This window comes from Micromonospora sp. WMMB235 (assembly GCF_001855515.1).
Lineage (GTDB): Bacteria > Actinomycetota > Actinomycetes > Mycobacteriales > Micromonosporaceae > Micromonospora > Micromonospora aurantiaca.
The window spans coordinates 4,170,007-4,187,667 of sequence record NZ_MDRX01000001.1 but is presented as its reverse complement, the minus strand read 5'-3'; the positions used below and the strand labels follow the sequence as shown (position 1 = coordinate 4,187,667).

The following is a 17,661-nucleotide window of genomic DNA, read 5'->3' as shown; positions in this document are numbered from 1 at the left end:
CTCAGTCCCGCCGGTGCCGTCCGCTGGACAACGCGCGGGCGGGTACCGGCCGCTTGCGCAACCCGAGCAGCGCGCCGATCTGCGCACCCACGATGCTCGCCACGGCAAGCACCGCCGAGATGGCGAGCGGACGGTTGATGCCCTCCTCGGCGGTGGCGCGGGACGCGCCCGCCGACATGGCCGGCGGCTGACCGACAGGCGCCTCCACGGTGGGCGTCGCGTCCCGCGGCGTGGGCTTGGGCTTCGCCTTCGGGGTGGTCGACGAGGCGCCGCCGCCACCCGGCTTGACCGGTGCCGTCTCGGCCGGCTTGGTGACCACGATCCGTCCGGTGGCGTGCCGCCGGGCACCCGAATCCGTCGCGCCCTCCGGCAGCGTGATGAGCTGACCCGGGCGGATCCGGTCCGGGTCGGCGAGCCGGTTCAGCCGGGCCAGCTCCTTGTACCTGTCGAAGTCGTCCAGGTAGCGATCCGCCACCTCGCCCAGGTAGTCGCCCTTCGCCACCCGGTACACGGCCGGGTCGTCCGCCTTCGACGCGATCGGCGCCGGCGGGGTGACCTGGCTCGCGGCCACGGCCGGTGAGGTGACGGCGGCGACCGCCGGTTGCGGGGCGGTCAGCGCGGCGGCGCTCGCCGCGGCCGGGCTCGCGACCAGGATCAGCGCGACCGAACCGACGAGGGCGGCTGCGGCCTTCTGCTGGCGGTGCATGCCGGGCAGCTTCGGCGCCGGCCGGCGTACCGCCGCCGCGAGCAGCTCCACCAGTACGGAGAACGCGAACGTGGCCCAGCCGAACCAGCCCACCACCGCCAGCGCGCGCAGGAACAGCCGGCCGTCGTCGCGGCTGGTCAACGCCGTACCGACCTCGGCCAGCGTGGGCAGATGATCCGGCAGCGGGTTGCCGGCGAACGCCAGCAACGCGACCGGCCCGCCGGCCAGCACGCCGACGAGCACGACGAGGGCGCCGAGGCCGGTGAGAACCTGGCCGGCGCGGCGGACGGGGGAGCGTCGGGGTGCGCCCATGGCGGCCTTCCCTTCCTACGGTGGTCCGGTGAGCGCCCGAGCGGTGGCCTCACCGGTGACGGTGGCGTTCTCTTGCACGCCGAACAGACTCAGCAGGTCCCGGCTGTAGGTGATCTGCACGCGTACCCGGATCTGGGTCTCGGTGCCGACCACGGGGAAGTCGACGTCGTGGTCCTGGACGCCGCCCGCGGCGTCGAGGTAGGCGGCGACAGCGGCGCGGGCGGCGACCTGGTCGATCCGCTTCGGGCCGCCCTCGATGGCCCGCGCGCGGTCGATCATCTGGCCGCCGGCGCGGGCCGCCTCGGCGGCCAGGTTGTCCGCGCGCTGGAGCGTGCGCAGTTGACCGGCGCCGTCGTAGGCGAGGCCGATGATCGCGAGTACGCCCGTCATCGCCACGGCCAGGAACAGGCTCACCCGGCCGTTTTCCGCCTCGCGCCGCCCGGTCATCCGCGACTCCGGTAGGTGTCCAGCGGCGAGGTGAAGCTCGCCGAGACGGTCTTGCCGCCCGGCACGCCGGGCAGGCCGGGCGCGCTCAGGTCGTCGAAGGAGACGGTGCAGGTCACCGTGACGGTCACTGTCGCCGGCACGCCTGCGGCGCTCTGGTACGCGGCGGCGAAGCTCGTCGTCGTCCCGGCCACCGAGCCCGCGAGATCGATCTGGGGTGGGCCGGTGCAGTTCAGCCCTGCCCAGCCGAGCTGGTCCTGGGCCGCCACCTCGGCGGCCTCCGCGCCGTCGTCGGCGGTGCGGGCGAGCGAGGCGGCCCGGGCGGCGTCGTGGGCGGCCGACTCCACCGCCTCGTCCGCGATCGCGGTCCGCCCGGCGACCCCGGCCAGCACCATCAGCCCGATGAAGGCGGGCGCGAGCACCGCCACCTCGATCGAGACGGAACCCCGGTCCCGCCGTGGCCCGGCGTTCATCCGGTGGTCCAGTGTTCGGCCGGGCCGTGCGCGGTCTGCGTGACCTCGAACGAGACGCCCGGGATGACCGACAGGGAGCGTCCCTGCACCGTGCAGGTGACAGCTGTGGCTGTCTCGACGCAGGTCGGGCCGGTCTGCTCCCAGCCGACCAGCCAGTCGCCGGACTGTTGCAGGAAGCTGATCGCCCGCTGCCGTCCGGCGTCCGGCCCGGCGTCGATCGTGCGCTGGGCGTTCACAGCGGTCTGCGCGGCGTTCAGCGCTGTGGACCGGGCCACGAACCAGACGGCGACCTGGATCGAGCCGAACAGCATCACCAGGATCACCGGCATCACCACGGCCAGCTCGACCGGGTTGGCGCCCCGCTCGCCCTCGGCCAGGCGGGCGCGCAGGGCGGCGGCGAACCGCCCCGGACCGGGCGGGCCGACGGGCCGGCCGGCAGACGCCGGCCGGCTCCGGACCGTACGGGCGGGGCGGGGCATCACGGGGCCTGCGGCGCCGTGTTGTTCGGGATGGCGTTCATCCAGTTGTTCGCCTTGGCCAGGGCGAGCCCGGTGACCGCCATGGCCACCGCGACCAGGCCGAAGATGATCACCGCGGTCGGCACCGGGCTGTCGCCGCGCTCGGAGTCCCGGCGCAGCTCGGCGAGGCGGGTGCTCACCGCCACGTACAGGTAGGCGTAGAGGTGCATGGTCGTCTCCTTCTCGAAGGTGGGTTCACAGGCGGGCGAGGAACGGATAGACGGCGAAGCCGAGCAGGACGAACACCAGCAGCGAGCCGGGGATGTCCAACTTGCTGGTGACCCCCTCGGCCCGGGCCAGGTTGTCGGTGCGGATCTGGTCGCGCAGCGAGTCGGCGCGGGACCGCAACGTCTCGTGCACCTGGGCGCCCTCACTGCCGGAGGAGCGCATGATGGCGCCCACATCACCCAGCTCCGGGATGCCGATGCGCTCGGCCAGCTCCTGCAACTCGTCCCAGGGCGAGTGCATCTGGAGCTGCGCGAGCCGCAGCGCCTCCCGGATCCGGTCGAAGACCCAGCCGTCGCAGACCGCCGCCGCGCGTTCCAGCGACTGCACCGGGCCGTGCGCGGCGGACAGCTGCAACGCCACCAGGTCGAGGTAGGTGCAGACCGCCTGCCGGAACTCGTCCCGGGCGGCGTCCGCCTTGGCCAGGACCGTGCGGTGCGCGAGCAGTCCGGCGCCGAGCGCCAGGCCCAGGCTGGCCACCACCGGTACGGCCACCGGCAGCGCCACCCCGCCGACGAAGAGCACCGCCGACGCGACCGCCGGGGTGGCGAAGCCGACGAGCGCGGAGAGCAGCACCGACAGCGCGTACTGCTCCGGGGTGCGGTCGAGCAGGGCGAGTTGCCGGTGCGGCGGGCGCAGCCAGCGGGCGAACCCGCCGAGCCAGTCCGGCCCGGCGCCGGCGGCCGGGGCTCGGCCGGGCGGCTGGTGCAGCCGGCGCAGCGCCGGGCCGAGCGCCGGGGTGGCCGGCAGCGCCTCGCGTACGACCAGGAACAGCCCGAGTCCGACCGCGCACCCGCCGAGCACCGCGATCGCCATCTGCCAGTTGAGGATCATGCGATCGCCTCATCCAGGTCGGGCGCGGGCAGGAACCGCGCCGGCCGGGGCGGCTGGCTCATCGAGCGCACCCAGACCAGCAGGCCGACGAACGCCGCGCCGAGCACCGCCATCACGAGCTGACCGGTCAGCGTCCCGTAGGGACGGATGTAGTCGCTGTTCACCAGCCCGTACGCGAGCGTCGCCAGCGTCATGCCGGTGAGGAAGCGGACCGCGAACCGGGGCTGCGTGCGCTTCGCCTCGACCTCGCGCCGGGTCGCCACCTCGGCCGAGGCGGCGGTGGCGATCGACCCGAGCACGTCGCCGAGGCGCTCGCCCCGGTCGGTGAGGTGCAGGATCAGCGCGGCCACCACCTGGTCGGCGACCGGGTCGGCGATCTCGTCGGCGAAGGCGAGCAGCGCGGAGCGGGCCAGCCAGCCGGCCTGGAGGCGGGCGGCGAGCGTGCGTACCTCCTCCTGGATCTCCTCCGGCGCGGTGGCGATGGTGCCGATGATCGCCTGCTGGAGTCCCTGGCCGGTGGCCGAGATGTCCTTGAGCCGGCGGGTCCACTCGCCTACGGCTTCGACCCGGGCGATGGCCCGCTGCTCGGCCCGGCCGACCGCGAACAGCCACGGCACGCCCGGTACCGCGAGCGCCACCAGCAGGCCGACCACCGGCAGCCCGGTGAGCAGGAACGCCGCCGCCCCGGCGACCACAGCGGCGCCGAGCAGGAGCTGGTAGCGGCGCTGGTCGGCGCGGCTCGCGCCGGAACCGGTCCAGAGCCGGCTCAGGCCCGGCCCGGCACCGGGCGCCGGACCGGGCGGGCGACGGGTGCCGACGAGCGCGACCACTGTCAGCACCAGCCCGGCCACGCAGGCCGCGCCGGAGACCAGGGCGATCAGTTCGATCTGCGTCACGCCGGGCCTCCGCTCGGCCGCGCCCCGAGGCGGGTGTGCCGGGGCCGCCGCCACGCGCCCACGCCGGCCTCGACGAACCGGGTGAGCAGGCGGGCGTCGTAGCCGACGCGCAGCAGTTGGTCGCGGATGCGTTCGGGCAGGTGGCGGGGGACCGCACGGCCGTCCGGTCCGGGGCCGAAGACGGTCGTGGTGGTGATCCGGTTGCCCTCGCCGACGCCGATGACCTCCTCGACGTGCGAGACGAAACGGTGCTTGCGCCCGCCGATCGCTGTCTCGTCCTCGACCGTCACGTAGACGATCAGGTCGAGCGCGTTACCGGCCATCCGGCGGGCCTGGTCGACTGTCATCTCCCGGCCGTGCGACAGCGCCAGCTCGATGATGCGTTCGCTCACCCCCGAGGGGGTACGCGCGTGGATGGTGCACATCGACCCGCGGCTGGTGGTCATCGCCTGGAGCATCGGCACGATCTCCCGGGACCGCACCTCGCCGACGATGATCCGCAGCACGCCCATGCGCAGTGACACCGGGATCAGGTCGGCGATGCTGACCTCACCCGCCGGCCGCCCGTCCGCGCCGCGCTCGCCGTGGCCCTCCCGGGACTCGAAGCTCATCACCGCCCGGTGCTTGTGCCCGCGCCGGGCCGGCAGCAGCTCCCGGCTCTCCTCCAGCAGCACGTACGGCTCGTCGGCCGGGATCTCGTCCATCAGCGCGCGGATGACAGTGGTCTTCCCGGCACCGGCGAGCCCGGCGACCATGATGTTCAGCCCGGCCCGCATGGACGCGCGGAGGAAGTCGCGCAGCAGCGGGTCGATCATCTCGTCCAGGTCGGGCCGGCCGCCCGCGATGTCCTCCAGGCTCACTTCGAGCGTGTTGTGCTTGCGGATCACCGCGTACGGGCGGTGGCTGACCAGGAACACGGCGGCGAGCCGGCTGCCGTCCGGTAGTTGCAGGTCGAGCGTGGGCTTCGAGGTGGACAGTGACCGCTCGGTGGCACCGGCCCGGCGGGCCGCCGCCTGGAGGATCTCCACCAGCTCGTCGTCGGTCTCGGCGATCGGCTCGGCCCAGTCGACGCCGCCGCCGTGCCGGGTGATGCGTACCTGGTCGCAGCCGAGGATGTGCACCTCCTCGATGCTGTCGTCGACGAGCAGCGTCTGGAGCCGGCCCAGCCCGACGAGTTCGGCTGTGACCTGGTCGAGCAGCAGGCGTTCCGAGTCCGCGGCCATCGGCGTGCCGGCCCGGCGTACCGAGTCGGCGTACGCGGACACCACGGCTACCGCCAGCCGGGCGCGCTCGACCTCCTCGGCGTCGGCGTCGAACTCGCGTCCGCGCTGCCAGTGGGTGAGTCGTTCGCTCAGTTCCCGGCGCAGCTCGCGGACCACGGCGAAGTCGACCCGGGGGCGTGGCGGTGGCGCCGGTGGCGCGGCGGGCGCCGGGCCGGGGACGTGGTGCCGCCCGTTCGGCGGGGCGAGCGGTGGCACAGTGGAGACGACGCCCGGCTGCTGCGCGCGTGGGTCGTGGGAGACCGGCTCAAACCGCACCGGACACCCCCGGCACGCTCGGCGCGGTCACCGCGCGCGGTGTGGTCGCCCCGGGCCAGGCCAGCCGGGCGCGCCGCCGGTCCAGCAGCGCCCGTACCGGCACCTCCAGGGCGCCGGCCGCGCGCATCAGCGGCCGGTTGGCCCGTACGGTGCCGCCGTGGGCGAGCACCTCGGCGGTACGCGGGTCGTGCGGCAGGCGGGCGATCACCGGCAGCCGTAGCGCCTTGCTGATCTCGCTGGTGCCGTGCCCGTCCCCGACGACGAGGAGGCGCAGCGTGCCGGGCGGTACGCGGTGCTCGGTGAGGTCCCGCTCGATCGCGCGGGCGGTGGCCCGGGTGGCGGAGAGGTCGGGCAGGTGCGCGCGGGTCACCAGCAGTACCACCGCGGCGGCCCGCAGCAGCGGCCACGGTGGACCGCCCACTGCCAGCCGGCCACAGTCGACGAGCACGTCGTACGGCGGTTCGCCCCGCTCCAGCCCGGTGAAGTAGTCGGCGAAGCGCTGCCAGAGCGGGATCACGCTGCCGGCCTGGGCCGGGTCCACGACGCCGGGCAGCAGCAGCCGCTCGCGGCGGGGCGCGTCCAGGTCGACCAGCTGGGACCAGAACGCGTGCTCCAGGCTGCCGTCCCGCAGCTCACCCACCGCCAGCTCACCGATACCGCGCGGGCCGTCCAGCGCCCCGCCGAGGTAACCGGCGAGGATCGAGCCGCCCGCCGGGTCGCACTCGGCCAGCACGAGCCGCCGGTGCCAGCTCAGCGCGGCGGCGAGCGCGGCGGTGGTGACGCCCGGCGAACCCTTCGCCGAGACCAGGGCGATGATCGCCATCAGGCCGCCTCGGTGAGCACGAGCGCGATCCGGTCGTCGGCGGCGAGCGCCACGACAGCTGGTACGTCCCGTACGGCCAGCGCCAGGTAGACCACCACGTCGCCGTTCTGCGGCGCGGCGGTGTCGATCACGGTGCCCTCGAACCGGGTGCCGCCGCCGCGGGACGCCTCCGAGCCGCCGCCGGTGGCGTTCGAGGGGGTGCTGACCAGCAGCACCTTGTCGCCGGGGTGCAGCTTGCGCGCCGGCACCTGCTCGGGTTCCAGCCCCAGCGCGATCTGCTGCTGACCGGGGCCGAGCAGCGGGGCCTCGGTGAGCTGCGCCGGGGTGAGCAGCGTGCCCGGGGTGAGCCGGACGGCCGCCCGCAACCCCAGCACCTCGTCCATCCGGTCGGCGGGCACCGGCTGGAGTTCCCGCCCGCCGGAGACGCGTACCGGCACCAGGTCGTCGGCGGTCAGTTGGTGCCCCACGTCGACCTGCCGGGCCACTGCGAGGTACGTGCCGGTGGAGCGGACCGAGGTGACCGCGAACGCGGCGCCCAGACCGCCGAGGGCGATCAGCAGGACCGCCAGGCCGAGCAGGCCGGGGCGGACGCGTCGTTGCCGGACCACCTTCGGCGGCGCGACCGGCGCCTCCACCGGGGTTCCGTTGCGGGCTGCCACGACACTCATCGGGTCACCACCTGAAGCTCGTTGATCTGTACCAGGACGACGCCGCTGGACCGGCTCTGGGCGATGACGCCGCTCTCGCCGCCGCCGGACCACTCGACGGTCCAGAACGTCGTGGCGCTCACCTGGTAGGTGCCGGCCTTCGGATAGCCCTGGTCGAGGCCGCAGTCGGGTGAGGTGGAGCCGGCCCTCGGCCCGTCGGCCCGGTAGGGCGTGCCCGGCCCGTCGCAGGTGACGTCGATGTCGTCGGACATGTGCCAGACGATCCGGTCCACCTTCGCGGTGATCTCCACGGTCAGTCCCCGGTCGGAGGCGGACGCGGACAGCGGCCCGAAGTACGCCGCGCCCGGGCTGGCCCACATCCAGACGGGCAGCCCGACCAGGCCGGGGCCCTGGCTGCGCCGGGGCGCCACGGCGGCGCGGGGCGGGAGCAGCGAGATCGAGGCCAGCGCGCGGCGGGCCAATTCCTCCGGGTCCGGCGGCGCGCCGTAGCCGGGCGGCGGCGCGTCGAGAAGCGCCCGGCGCAGGCTGCCGAGGTCGCCACCGTTGCAGGTGAGCTGGTACCACTGCTTGCCGGGAGGGGCCTCGTCCTGCGGCTCTTCGAGCTTGTAGTAGCAGCCGTCGGCGTTGTTGAACCAGCCGAGAATCGGGTGGTAGCAGGGGATGGCCCGGCCGTTCCACTGGCACTTCGGGGTGCTGCCGCCCCCGCCGCCGTTGTCCCCGCCGCCACCCGGCCCACCCGGCCCACCCGGTCCGCCCGGGGTGCCGGGGTCGTCGTCCCAGACGTCGCAGTCGGTCTGTTCCGGCGGGCAGGACCCACCGGGGTCGGCGGCGCGGGCGGGTGCGCCGGTGAGCGTCAGCAGCGCGGCCAGGCCGGCGGCGAGCAGCAGCCGGCGGAGCGTCCCGGCCCGGGCCGGCCGGGCCGGGACACCCCTTCCTCCCCAGGTCAGCACGGCTGGTCCTGGTGCGCGGCGCCGCCGTTGATCAGCCACCGGCCGTCCGGGTACCGGACCGCCGTGACGGTGGCCAGGTAGCGCCCGCCGCGCGTGCCGGGCACGGCCTTGCGGTCCTTGGCGTAGACGAGCCGGTAGCCGCTCGCGTCCAGGCAGTCCTGGATCTCGACTGTGGGCGGGCGGGCGGCCAGGTCGACCGACACGACCTCGGGGTCGGAGACCAGTTTCCCGGTACGCATCGCGCCGTGCTCCTTCGCGTCGAGAATCGCCATTCGCACCCGGGTCAGCAGCGGATCAGCCAGAAAACGGGTCAGAGCGGGATGGGACGGATCGCTGCGCGCACTGGCTGCCCGGGACGCGTCGAGATAGCCGGAATAGGCGGCCAGAGCCGCTTTTCCGGCCGCGTTCTCCTCGGCGCTGGAATGGGCGGCGGGTGCGGCGGCGCGGCCGGTCAGCGGACGGGTGACCGCCTCCGGCTCGGTGCCGCAGCCGGCCGAGCCGACCACCAGAACGATGCTGAGCAGGAAGATTTCCCATCGGCGGGATTGCCGTGTGCGCAACGCCGATCCCTCCTCGGTGCCGGCCCGGGGCGATCACGCCGACCCGCTCCGGGCATGCGGAAGCGCGCCCGGAACTGTCACTCCGGGCCCCCGTCGCCGCCACTTGTATTGACCTGTACTGATCGCTGCGGATTCTGTGCCCTGGTGCCTCCGACGCCAATTGATCGGGGGTTGCGTCGTACCCAAGGGGCGAGCATAGGCTCACGTCCGCCGATGCAACAGAGGCAATTCACGTGAACACGGTGAGTGAAGACGGGAGGTGGTGGCCGGTGTGTGTCACCACGATGACGAGCGGGCTTCGGCAGGGCTCCGGGCCGGCTGGTGTGTGCTCACCCGTACGCGCCGCGGCGGTGGCGACGGGCCGCCGGTATGGGTGGGGAGCATGCCGCTCGTCCGATCCGTCCCACCGGTCCGGCGGGGCTCACGCCACCGCTCGTTCTGGCCGTCGCCGCGTCGCACCACCCGTTCCTGTGCGCCTCGGCCGTCACATCCGCGCAAGCGATAAATCACTCTGCGTGCTTCACGATGGAACGCACGGCGACCGGACGGGGGATCCGGCATGACGGCTGAACGGGTGCGGCGTACCGGACCGGTGGCCGACGCCCGCCGTCCGAGCACCCGGCTGACCGCCGCCCTGACGGTCGTACCCCTGCTCCGGCTGGCGGTGGCGCGCTACGCCGTACCGCCGGGGTGCCCGGACCGGACGGCGTGCGACGGCTGCGGCGCCCCGATCGGGCTGGACCGGCCGCTGCCGGCGCTCGGCCCCGTGGCCCGGTGCCCGGCCTGTCGGGCCCGGGTCGGCGCGCCGCCCGCGGTGGTGGAGGTGGCGTTGCTGCTCGCGGTGGCCGTGCCGGTGTTCGCCGACGGCGCGCCCGCCGCGCGGCTGGCGCTGGCGTGGTGGCTGGTCTGGGCGGTGCCGATGACGATCGTGGACGCGATGGCGCACCGCCTGCCCGACCGGCTCACCTGGCCGGCCGCCGCCGGCGTGTGGGCGCTGCTCGGGGTGGCCGCGCTGACCGGTCCGGGCGTCGACCCGCTGGTACGCGCCGTCCTGGCCGCCCTGGCGCTCGGCGGCGGCTTCGCCGCGACCACGCTGCTGTTCGGACGGCGCGGCTTCGGTCTCGGCGACGCCAAGCTGGCGCTCGGCGCGGGCGCGCTGCTCGGCTGGTACGGCTGGCCGGTGCTGGTGGCCGGGCTGGTGCTCGCGCTCCTCCTCGCCGGGTCGGCCGGGGTGGCGCTGCTCGCCGCCCGGCGGGTCCGCTGGTCCGGGCACCTGCCGTTCGGTCCGTTCCTGGTGCTCGGCACCGCCGCCACGCTGGTGCTCGTCACCGTGTGATCGGCCACCCGCAGGTGCGGGCGGGTTCGCCACGGGTATCGGAGTCCCAGCCACCTCCCAGCCGGGTCTGGTTCGGTGGCGGTCCAGGCTTCGGACTCGGGAGGGCACGTGCCGCACGGCGACGACGGTTGGCGGATCCGGCGCACGAGCGCGGACCTGGACCGGCTGGGCGAGACCGAGTCCGTCTTCGCGCTCGCCAACGGCTGGGTGGGCTGGCGCGGGACGCTCGACGAGGGCGAGCCCTGCGGCATGCCCGGCAGCTACCTCAACGGGTTCCACGAGCAGCACGAGCTGACCTACCCGGAGAGCGGGTACGCGTTCCCGGAACGCAGCGACACCGTCATCAGCGCACCGAACGCCGCCCTGATCCGGCTCTGGGTCGACGACGAGCCGCTGGACCTGAGCACCGGCACGATCCGGCGGCACCACCAGGAACTGGACCTGCGCGCCGGGGTGGTCCGCCGGGAGACCGAGTGGGTCTCGCCTGGCGGCCGGGGTGTCCGGATCCGCAGCACCCGCCTGGTCTCGCTGACCCGCCGTCCGGTCGCCGCCGTCGACTGGGCGGTCGAGCCGCTGGACGAGCCGGTCCGGCTGCGGGTCGGCGCCGACCTGCTCGCCAACCAGCGGGTGCCGGAACGCGCCGACGACCCCCGGGCCGCCTCGGTGATCCACGACCCGCTCACCGGCGAGATCCGCCGCGAAGACGGCCTCGACGGGGTGCTCGTGCACCGGACCGGGCGCAGCGGCCAGCGGGTCGCCGTCGCCGTCGCGCACCGGGTCGAAGCGCCCGACGAGATCGCCACCGACACCGAGCTGACCGCCGACCGGTTCCGGCTGGCGCTGTCCGGTCCGGTACGCCCCGGCGAGCGCATCCGGGTCACCCGGTTCGCCGCGTACGAGTGCGCCGACGTCGACGGCACCCCGGCCGGTGAGCTGGCCGACCTGGTCGTCGCGGAGGCGGCCGCGGCCCGGGACGACGGGTTCGACGCCCTGCTCACCGAGCAGCGCGCCGCGCTCGACGCGGCGTGGGACACCGCCGACGTCGAGCTGGAGGGCGACCCGGAGCTGCAGCTCGCGGTGCGGTTCTCGGTGTTCCACCTGCTCCAGTCCGGCCGCGCCGACGGCGACCGGACCATCCCGGCCAAGGGGCTGACCGGCAACGGCTACGACGGGCACGTGCTCTGGGACACCGAGGGCTACGTGCTGCCGGTGCTGACGTACCTGGCGCCGGAGCTGGCCCGCTCGGCGCTGCGCTGGCGGCACGCCCACCTGCCCGAGGCCCGCGACCGGGCGGCCGAGCTGCGCCTGACCGGCGCCACCTACCCGTGGCGGACGCTCAGCGGCCGGGAGTGCTCCGGCTACTGGCCGGCCGGCAGCGCGGGCCTGCACGTCAACGCCGACATCGCCGACGCGGTGCTGCGGTACGTGGCGGCCACCGGCGACACCGCGTTCCTCGCCGAGTGCGGTGCCGAGGTGCTGATCGAGACCGCCCGGCTGTGGCACGGCTACGGCCACTTCGACGACGGTGGCGCGTTCCACCTGACCGGTGTCACCGGCCCGGACGAGTACTCCGCGCTGGTCGACGACAACGTCTTCACCAACCTGATGGCGCGGCGCAACCTGCGCGGTGCCGCCGACGCCGCCGAGGGCTGCCCGGAGGTGGCCGCGCGGCTCGGCGTCGACGCCGCCGAGGTGGCCGGCTGGCGGGCCGCCGCCGACGCCATGTTCGTCCCGTACGACGGCAAGCGCGGTGTGCACGAGCAGTCGGCCGGATTCACCGCGCAGCCGGAGTGGGACTTCGCCGGCACCGGCGAGGACGACTACCCGCTGCTGCTGCACTTCCCCTACCTGGAGCTGTACCGCAAGCAGGTGGTCAAGCAGGCCGACCTGGTGCTGGCCATGCTGCGCTGCCCGGGGGAGTTCACCGCCGAGGAGAAGACGCGCAACGTCGCCTACTACGAGGCCCGGACCGTCCGGGACTCGTCGCTGTCGGCGTCCGCGCAGGCGATCCTCGCCGCCGAGGTCGGGCACCTCGACCTGGCGTACGACCTGTTCGCCGAGACGGCGTTCCAGGACCTCGCCGACCTGGGCGACAAGACCGCCGACGGGCTGCACCTGGCGTCCCTGGCCGGCGCCTGGCTGGTGGTGGCGCAGGGCTTCGGCGGGCTGCGCGACGACCGGGGCGTGCTCGCGTTCGAGCCGCGGCTACCCCGGCCGATCACCCGGCTCGCGTTCCACCTGCGCCGGCACGGGCACCGGCTGCGGGTCACGCTCACCGGGCGGGAGGCCCGCTACGAGCTGCCGGACGCCGGGCCTGGTGACGCGGTGGAGCTGTGGCACCACGGCGAACAGCTCCGCGTCACCGGCGACGGGCCGGTCACCCGGCCGATGCCGCCAGTGCCCGACCCCGGTCCCGAGCCGCAGGCCCCGCCCGGCCGCCGTCCCGAACGGCGCGCTCAGGAGGCGGGCGGCGACTGAGCCGGCAGGCCGGACATCCGGGCGACGACTTCCTCCAGCGCCTCGAACGCGTACGCCCAGTTGTGGCACTTGAAGCTGCGCAACCCGGTGATCGGGGTGCGGCAGTCGGCACAGTGGACACCCGGGATCGCGTCCGGCACCTCGGTGTTCACGTACTTGCGCTCGCCGAGGATCACCCGCGCGATCATCGTGTGGTCGTGTACGCCGTGCAGCGCGGACGCGACGATGTCGTACCAGGTGACCCGCCGCCCGCACTTCGGGCAGTCCGGCTCGTCGCCGCTGACCCACAGCGGCGCGCCGATGCTGCGCGCCGGCATGTTCAGCAGCTTCTCCAGCCGTCGCACGTCCGCCTCCGGGGTGGTCCACCGGTGCCGCCCGGGCAGCGACGCGGGCGAGTCGTAGACGGCGCGGAACACCACCGGCTCGACCTCCACTGTCTCCCGTCCACCTGTCATCGGTACCTCCTCGCGCCGGCGTGTCCCACCGTCGTACCAGGTGGACGGCGGGATCGGCCGGACCACCGACACGACGGGTCAGCGGTGTGTCGCCCAGAGTGCTACACATCGAGGCGTGACGGAGGCTGAGAACCGACCCAATGTCGCCCGGATGTACGACTACTACCTCGGCGGCTGCCACAACTTCGCGGCCGACCGCGCCGCCGCCGAGGAGGTCCTGAAGATCTTCCCGGACACCGGCGTCGCCGCGCAGAGCAACCGCGCGTTCCTGCGCCGGGTCGTGCGCTGGGCGGCCGGGCAGGGCGTACGCCAGTTCCTCGACATCGGCGCCGGCCTGCCCACCCAGGGCAACGTGCACGAGGTGGTCCGCGCCGTACGCCCCGACGCCCGGGTGGTCTACGTCGACCACGACGAGGTCGCCGTCGCGTACGCCCGGCGGTTGCTCCCCACCGACGGCCGCACCGTCGTGCTCCAGGGCGACCTGCGGCGTCCCGGCGACCTGCTGGCCGACCCGGCGCTGCGGGACACCATCGACCTGAGCGAGCCGGTGGCGGTGCTGCTGCTCGCGGTGCTGCACTTCGTGCCGGACGCCGACGACCCGTACACGGCGGTGGCGACGCTGCGCGACGCGACAGTCCCGGGCAGCGTGCTCGCGCTGTCCCACCTCACCCTGGACGGCCTGCCGACGCTGCCCACCGAGCAGGGCACAGCGATCTACCGCCGCAGCAGCTCCCCGCTCGTGCCCCGCACCCGCGACGAGGTGGCCCGGTTCCTCGACGGGTACGAGCTGGTCGAGCCGGGCCTGGTCAAGGTGGCGGACTGGCGGCCCGACGGCGAGCCGCAGGCGGCGGTGTCGCACGGCTACGGCGGGGTGGGCGTCCGCCGCTGAGCGCGGTCAGTCCAGGCCGCCGTGCGCGGCCCAGAGCGCGGCGGCGCGGTCGGCCGCCGCGGCCACGAGCGCGGCCAGCTCCGGCCGGTCGGGCACCCGGAACGACACGTACGCGCCGCGTCCACCGGCAGTGGGCCGGCCGTACGCCTTCGCGGCGAGGCGCCCGTCCGGCAGCAGCCGGATGTTGAGCGTGGTCAGCGTGAACTCCTCGCCGCGCCGGGTGTCGGCCCAGCGCAACTCCTCCGGCACTGTGACGTTGATGGCGAGGGCGCTGACGTCGGGGGAGGCGGCGCTGCTCATCCGGCGATCGTCGCACGGTCCGCCCGCTGTGCCCTCCCGCCGTGCCTTTCCGCCGGTCACCGGCGCAGCGTCGTCTCGCGGGTCATGTGGGACAGCTTCTCCGGGTTGCGCACCGCGTAGAGGCCGCTGATCCGGCCGTCGTCGAGGCGTACCGCGACGACCGTGTCCAGCTCGCCGTCGAGGCGTACCAGCAGCGCCGGGTAGCCGTTGACCTGCACCGGTTCCATCGACGCCACGGCGGCGATCCGGCGCCAGCCGCCCGCGAGCAGGCGGGCCACCTTGTCGCCGCCGGTGACCGGGCGGGCGATCGCCTGCTTGATCCCGCCGCCGTCGCCGACCAGCACCGCGTCCGCGGCCAGGACGCGGAGCAGCCCGTCCAGGTCGCCGGTCTCGACCGCCCGCCGGAACGCGTCGAGCGCGTCGCGGGCCTCGGCCGCCGGGACGGTACGCCGGGGGCGGCGCGCCGCGACGTGGGCCCGCGCCCGGTGCGCGATCTGCCGCACGGCGACCGGGGTCCGCTCGACCGTCTCGGCGATCTCGTCGTAGCCGACGTCGAACACCTCCCGCAGGACGAACACGGCCCGCTCGGTCGGCGTGAGCGTCTCCAGCACCAGCAGCATCGCCATCGACACGCTCTCCGCAAGCGTCACGTCGTCTGCGACGTCGGGCGCGGTGAGCAGCGGTTCGGGCAGCCACGAGCCGACGTACGACTCCTTGCGCCGCCCCAGCGTGCGCAGCCGGGACAACGCCTGCCGGGTGGCGATCCGGACCAGGTAGGCGCGCCGGTCCCGGACCGCCTCCAGGTCGACGCCGGCCCAGCGCAGCCAGGTCTCCTGCACCACGTCCTCCGCGTCGGCCGCCGAGCCGAGCATCTCGTACGCGACGGTGAAGAGCAGGTTCCGGTGCGCGAGGAAGTCCTCGGTGGCGCGGTCCGCCATGACTGGCTCCTTCGCTGCTCGGTTGCGTTCCCCACCAGACGCCGGCCGCTGTCGTCGTGTGACAGCCGGTCGCTGTGGTGGTCCTCACCCGGCGCCGCCGTCACGCCGGGGCGGTCCCCGGCATCTCGTGTTCGTCCGACGTCCACCCCAGCAGAGAGGGCGCAACCATGCAGACCCGATTCAACCTGTTCGAGAACCCGGTCTCGGCGACGTTCATGAAGCGCTTCGCCGGTGCGGGCCTGATGATCCACCAGTCGTCGTTGCCCCGCACCGTCCAGGAGCTGGTGTCGCTGCGGGCCAGCCAGATCAACGGCTGCGGCTGGTGCATCGACATGCACACCAAGGAGGCGGTGGCCGGGGGCGAGAGCGCGGTCCGGCTGAACCTGGTCGCCGCCTGGCGCGAGTCGACTGTGTTCACCGAGGCCGAGTGCGCGGCGCTGGCGTTCGCCGAGGAGGGCACCCGGCTCGCCGACGCCCACCAGGGCGTGTCCGACGAGACGTGGGAGCAGGTGCGCAAGCACTACGACGACGACCAGATCGCCGCGCTGGTCTGCCTGCTCGGGCTGATCAACGCGGCGAACCGGTTCGCGGTGCTCGTGCACCAGCGCGGCGGCTCGTACGAGCCCGGGATGTTCGCGGCGGCCATGGGCTGAGCGTCGCCGTCACCGCAGGTTCCAGAAGAAGGACCGGACGTCGTCGACGAACAGCTCCGGCACCTCCAGCGCGGCGAAGTGACCACCCCGGTCGAACTCGCTCCACTGCCGGATCGTGTACGTCAGTTCGGCGATCGGCCGCACGGACCGGGTGATGTCGTGCGCGAACACGGCGACCCCGAGCGGGGGCGGGCAGGGCGCGGGCGGGCCACCGAACGCGCTCTCCCGCACCAGCCGCGCGGACGAGGCGGCAGTGCCGGTGAACCAGTAGACCGAGACGTCGGTGAGGACGCGGTCCACGCTGACGGCCGATCCCGGGTCGGTCCACTCGGTGAACTTCTCCGCGATCCACGCGAGCTGCCCGACGGGTGAGTCGTTGAGCGCGTACGACACGGTCTGCGGCCGGCTGGCATAGAGCACCTGATGAGGGTGCCGTTGCGTCTTGAGCCGCCTGATCCGGTCGAGCCGGTCCCGGTCCTCGCCTGATAGTCCGGCTTCCCCGGTCCAGCCGGGTGGCGGGGGCGTGGGCAGGTAGTTGAGGTGTACGCCGACGACGTGCTCCGGGTCGATGCCGCCGAGCCGGGTGGAGATGACCGAACCCCAGTCGCCGCCCTGTGCGCCGTACCGCCGGTAGCCGAGCCGGCGCATCAGTTCGGCCCAGGCGCGGGCGACGCGGTCGACGTCCCAGCCGCGCTCCCGGGTCGGCCCGGAGAAGCCGAACCCGGGGATCGACGGTACGACCAGGTGGAACTGTTCGGACAGCGGGCCGATCACGTCGAGGAACTCCACGACCGAGCCGGGCCAGCCGTGGGTGAGGATCAGCGGCAGCGCGTCCGGGTCGGCGGAGCGTACGTGCAGGAAGTGGATGTTCTGCCCGTCGATTGTGGTGGTGAACTGCGGATACCGGTTCAGCTCGGCCTCGGCCTCCCGCCAGTCGTACGCGGTGCGCCAGTGCTCGGCCAGCTCGCGTACCCGGGTCAGCGGGATGCCGTAGTCCCACCCGGCGTCCGGCAGCTCGTCGGGCCAGCGGGTGCGGGCCAGGCGGTCGGCCAGGTCGTCGAGGTCGGCCTGGGGGACGTGGATACGGAACGGCTCGATCACTGTCGCTCTCCGATCGTTGGTCACACTAACGTTGGTGCGACCAACGGTATCGCAGATCGTTGGGGGCGCCAACGGTTTCGGTTAGGCTGGGTTCGTGGACAACCCGGAGCCGGATCTCGTACCGACCTGCCTGGCCGGCCTGCCGAGCTGGCTCATCACCCGGACCGCCGTACGCGCCGGGCGGCTGGTGAGCGACGGGCTCGCGGCTGTCGACGCGCGCGGCTACCACTTCCGGCTGCTCGCCACGCTCGACGAGTTCGGGCCGGCCAGTCAGGCGGCGCTCGGCCGGCGCAGCGGCATCCACGTCAGTGACGTGGTGGCCGCACTCAACGAACTCGCCGAGCGGGAGTTCGTCACCCGCAGCCCGGACCCGGCCGACCGGCGGCGCAACGTCGTCACCATCACCGCAGCCGGGCGGCGGCAGTTGCGGCGGCTGGAGAAGCGACTCGCCGCCGTGCAGGACGAGCTGCTCGCTCCGCTGTCACCGGACGAGCGCGCGGAGCTGACCCGGCTGCTGTCACGGGTGCTCGCCCACCACAACCGCCCGCCCGCCTGACGGCTGCC

Annotated in this window: 21 protein-coding genes; 5 read left to right on the top strand and 16 right to left on the bottom strand. The window is 74.2% G+C overall.

Annotated elements, in window-relative coordinates; genetic code table 11:
- Nucleotide 1: 1 nt before the first annotated feature.
- Genes BFV98_RS18235 through BFV98_RS18180 form a run of 12 tightly spaced genes read right to left on the bottom strand, consistent with a single transcriptional unit; the run spans nucleotide 2 to nucleotide 8,947 of the window.
- The gene (locus BFV98_RS18235) at nucleotides 2–1,018 is read right to left on the bottom strand and encodes a LysM peptidoglycan-binding domain-containing protein (RefSeq protein WP_013283458.1); all 1,017 of its coding nucleotides are present in this window, start codon (nucleotides 1,016–1,018) and stop codon (nucleotides 2–4) included.
- A gap of 15 nt (nucleotides 1,019–1,033) precedes the next feature.
- Nucleotides 1,034–1,465: a pilus assembly protein TadG-related protein gene (locus BFV98_RS18230; protein ID WP_013473465.1), complete on the bottom strand. Its 432-nt coding sequence runs from the start codon at nucleotides 1,463–1,465 to the stop codon at nucleotides 1,034–1,036.
- Nucleotides 1,462–1,935 carry a TadE/TadG family type IV pilus assembly protein gene (locus BFV98_RS18225; protein WP_013473466.1) on the bottom strand — a complete coding sequence of 158 codons (474 nt, stop codon included), beginning with the start codon at nucleotides 1,933–1,935 and terminating at the stop codon, nucleotides 1,462–1,464. The genes BFV98_RS18230 and BFV98_RS18225 overlap by 4 nt, the downstream gene beginning before the upstream one ends.
- Nucleotides 1,932–2,414 (bottom strand): TadE family protein, encoded by a 483-nt coding sequence (locus BFV98_RS18220; protein WP_071098924.1) that lies wholly within the window; start codon nucleotides 2,412–2,414, stop codon nucleotides 1,932–1,934. Before BFV98_RS18220 ends, BFV98_RS18225 begins: the two co-directional genes overlap by 4 nt.
- Nucleotides 2,414–2,623, bottom strand: coding sequence for a hypothetical protein (locus BFV98_RS18215; RefSeq protein ID WP_013283462.1), 210 nt, complete (start codon nucleotides 2,621–2,623; stop codon nucleotides 2,414–2,416). The genes BFV98_RS18220 and BFV98_RS18215 overlap by 1 nt, the downstream gene beginning before the upstream one ends.
- A gap of 25 nt (nucleotides 2,624–2,648) precedes the next feature.
- Nucleotides 2,649–3,512 (bottom strand): type II secretion system F family protein, encoded by an 864-nt coding sequence (locus tag BFV98_RS18210; protein ID WP_083395297.1) that lies wholly within the window; start codon nucleotides 3,510–3,512, stop codon nucleotides 2,649–2,651.
- Nucleotides 3,509–4,462, bottom strand: a complete 954-nt coding sequence (locus tag BFV98_RS18205; RefSeq protein WP_369752094.1) for a type II secretion system F family protein — start codon at nucleotides 4,460–4,462, stop codon at nucleotides 3,509–3,511. The genes BFV98_RS18210 and BFV98_RS18205 overlap by 4 nt, the downstream gene beginning before the upstream one ends.
- Nucleotides 4,405–5,946, bottom strand: a complete 1,542-nt coding sequence (locus BFV98_RS18200; RefSeq protein ID WP_013473468.1) for a CpaF family protein — start codon at nucleotides 5,944–5,946, stop codon at nucleotides 4,405–4,407. The genes BFV98_RS18205 and BFV98_RS18200 overlap by 58 nt, the downstream gene beginning before the upstream one ends.
- Nucleotides 5,936–6,769: a hypothetical protein gene (locus BFV98_RS18195; protein ID WP_013283466.1), complete on the bottom strand. Its 834-nt coding sequence runs from the start codon at nucleotides 6,767–6,769 to the stop codon at nucleotides 5,936–5,938. Before BFV98_RS18195 ends, BFV98_RS18200 begins: the two co-directional genes overlap by 11 nt.
- Nucleotides 6,769–7,437, bottom strand: coding sequence for an SAF domain-containing protein (locus tag BFV98_RS18190; protein WP_013283467.1), 669 nt, complete (start codon nucleotides 7,435–7,437; stop codon nucleotides 6,769–6,771). The genes BFV98_RS18195 and BFV98_RS18190 overlap by 1 nt, the downstream gene beginning before the upstream one ends.
- Nucleotides 7,434–8,387, bottom strand: a complete 954-nt coding sequence (locus tag BFV98_RS18185) for a hypothetical protein (protein ID WP_013283468.1) — start codon at nucleotides 8,385–8,387, stop codon at nucleotides 7,434–7,436. Before BFV98_RS18185 ends, BFV98_RS18190 begins: the two co-directional genes overlap by 4 nt.
- Nucleotides 8,381–8,947 (bottom strand): hypothetical protein, encoded by a 567-nt coding sequence (locus BFV98_RS18180; RefSeq protein WP_071097185.1) that lies wholly within the window; start codon nucleotides 8,945–8,947, stop codon nucleotides 8,381–8,383. Before BFV98_RS18180 ends, BFV98_RS18185 begins: the two co-directional genes overlap by 7 nt.
- A gap of 559 nt (nucleotides 8,948–9,506) precedes the next feature.
- Here BFV98_RS18180 and BFV98_RS18175 point away from each other — a divergent pair.
- Both BFV98_RS18175 and BFV98_RS18170 read left to right on the top strand, forming a co-directional pair.
- A complete protein-coding gene (locus BFV98_RS18175) occupies nucleotides 9,507–10,283 on the top strand; it encodes an A24 family peptidase (protein WP_071097183.1) in 777 nt (258 codons plus the stop codon).
- Nucleotides 10,284–10,391: 108 nt separating this feature from the next.
- Nucleotides 10,392–12,761 (top strand): glycoside hydrolase family 65 protein, encoded by a 2,370-nt coding sequence (locus BFV98_RS18170; RefSeq protein WP_071097181.1) that lies wholly within the window; start codon nucleotides 10,392–10,394, stop codon nucleotides 12,759–12,761.
- Here the strand turns inward: BFV98_RS18170 and BFV98_RS18165 are convergent.
- Nucleotides 12,740–13,216 (bottom strand): hypothetical protein, encoded by a 477-nt coding sequence (locus BFV98_RS18165; RefSeq protein WP_013283472.1) that lies wholly within the window; start codon nucleotides 13,214–13,216, stop codon nucleotides 12,740–12,742. The genes BFV98_RS18170 and BFV98_RS18165 overlap by 22 nt on opposite strands.
- A 115-nt stretch (nucleotides 13,217–13,331) precedes the next feature.
- On the opposite strand from BFV98_RS18165, the gene BFV98_RS18160 reads away from it, so the two are divergent.
- On the top strand, nucleotides 13,332–14,105 hold the full coding sequence (locus tag BFV98_RS18160; RefSeq protein WP_071097179.1) for an SAM-dependent methyltransferase: 774 nt from the start codon (nucleotides 13,332–13,334) through the stop codon (nucleotides 14,103–14,105).
- Nucleotides 14,106–14,111: 6 nt separating this feature from the next.
- Here the strand turns inward: BFV98_RS18160 and BFV98_RS18155 are convergent, their stop codons facing one another.
- Both BFV98_RS18155 and BFV98_RS18150 read right to left on the bottom strand, forming a co-directional pair.
- A complete protein-coding gene (locus BFV98_RS18155; protein WP_071097178.1) occupies nucleotides 14,112–14,405 on the bottom strand; it encodes a hypothetical protein in 294 nt (97 codons plus the stop codon).
- Nucleotides 14,406–14,461: 56 nt separating this feature from the next.
- Nucleotides 14,462–15,343 carry an RNA polymerase sigma-70 factor gene (locus BFV98_RS18150; protein ID WP_013283475.1) on the bottom strand — a complete coding sequence of 294 codons (882 nt, stop codon included), beginning with the start codon at nucleotides 15,341–15,343 and terminating at the stop codon, nucleotides 14,462–14,464.
- A 167-nt stretch (nucleotides 15,344–15,510) separates the two neighbouring features.
- Between BFV98_RS18150 and BFV98_RS18145 the strand changes: the two genes are divergently transcribed.
- The gene (locus BFV98_RS18145; RefSeq protein WP_013283476.1) at nucleotides 15,511–15,996 is read left to right on the top strand and encodes a carboxymuconolactone decarboxylase family protein; all 486 of its coding nucleotides are present in this window, start codon (nucleotides 15,511–15,513) and stop codon (nucleotides 15,994–15,996) included.
- A 9-nt stretch (nucleotides 15,997–16,005) separates the two neighbouring features.
- Here BFV98_RS18145 and BFV98_RS18140 read toward each other — a convergent pair whose 3' ends face one another.
- Entirely contained in the window at nucleotides 16,006–17,097 is a 1,092-nt protein-coding gene (locus tag BFV98_RS18140; protein WP_071097176.1) for an epoxide hydrolase family protein, read from the bottom strand.
- A 94-nt stretch (nucleotides 17,098–17,191) separates the two neighbouring features.
- On the opposite strand from BFV98_RS18140, the gene BFV98_RS18135 reads away from it, so the two are divergent.
- On the top strand, nucleotides 17,192–17,653 hold the full coding sequence (locus BFV98_RS18135; protein WP_071097174.1) for a MarR family winged helix-turn-helix transcriptional regulator: 462 nt from the start codon (nucleotides 17,192–17,194) through the stop codon (nucleotides 17,651–17,653).
- The last annotated feature ends 8 nt before the right edge of the window (nucleotides 17,654–17,661 follow it).

Bases quoted from the DNA above. Each gene is read 5' to 3' on its own strand.
- BFV98_RS18155 (WP_071097178.1), bottom strand. From the start codon at position 14,405: ATGAGCAGCGCCGCCTCCCCCGACGTCAGCGCCCTCGCCATCAACGTC.
- BFV98_RS18190 (WP_013283467.1), bottom strand. From the start codon at position 7,437: ATGAGTGTCGTGGCAGCCCGCAACGGAACCCCGGTGGAGGCGCCGGTC.
- BFV98_RS18220 (WP_071098924.1), bottom strand. From the start codon at position 2,414: ATGCCCCGCCCCGCCCGTACGGTCCGGAGCCGGCCGGCGTCTGCCGGC.
- BFV98_RS18230 (WP_013473465.1), bottom strand. From the start codon at position 1,465: ATGACCGGGCGGCGCGAGGCGGAAAACGGCCGGGTGAGCCTGTTCCTG.
- BFV98_RS18210 (WP_083395297.1), bottom strand. From the start codon at position 3,512: ATGATCCTCAACTGGCAGATGGCGATCGCGGTGCTCGGCGGGTGCGCG.
- BFV98_RS18215 (WP_013283462.1), bottom strand. From the start codon at position 2,623: ATGCACCTCTACGCCTACCTGTACGTGGCGGTGAGCACCCGCCTCGCC.
- BFV98_RS18175 (WP_071097183.1), top strand. From the start codon at position 9,507: ATGACGGCTGAACGGGTGCGGCGTACCGGACCGGTGGCCGACGCCCGC.
- BFV98_RS18235 (WP_013283458.1), bottom strand. From the start codon at position 1,018: ATGGGCGCACCCCGACGCTCCCCCGTCCGCCGCGCCGGCCAGGTTCTC.
- BFV98_RS18225 (WP_013473466.1), bottom strand. From the start codon at position 1,935: ATGAACGCCGGGCCACGGCGGGACCGGGGTTCCGTCTCGATCGAGGTG.
- BFV98_RS18195 (WP_013283466.1), bottom strand. From the start codon at position 6,769: ATGGCGATCATCGCCCTGGTCTCGGCGAAGGGTTCGCCGGGCGTCACC.
- BFV98_RS18165 (WP_013283472.1), bottom strand. From the start codon at position 13,216: ATGACAGGTGGACGGGAGACAGTGGAGGTCGAGCCGGTGGTGTTCCGC.
- BFV98_RS18150 (WP_013283475.1), bottom strand. From the start codon at position 15,343: ATGGCGGACCGCGCCACCGAGGACTTCCTCGCGCACCGGAACCTGCTC.
- BFV98_RS18145 (WP_013283476.1), top strand. From the start codon at position 15,511: ATGCAGACCCGATTCAACCTGTTCGAGAACCCGGTCTCGGCGACGTTC.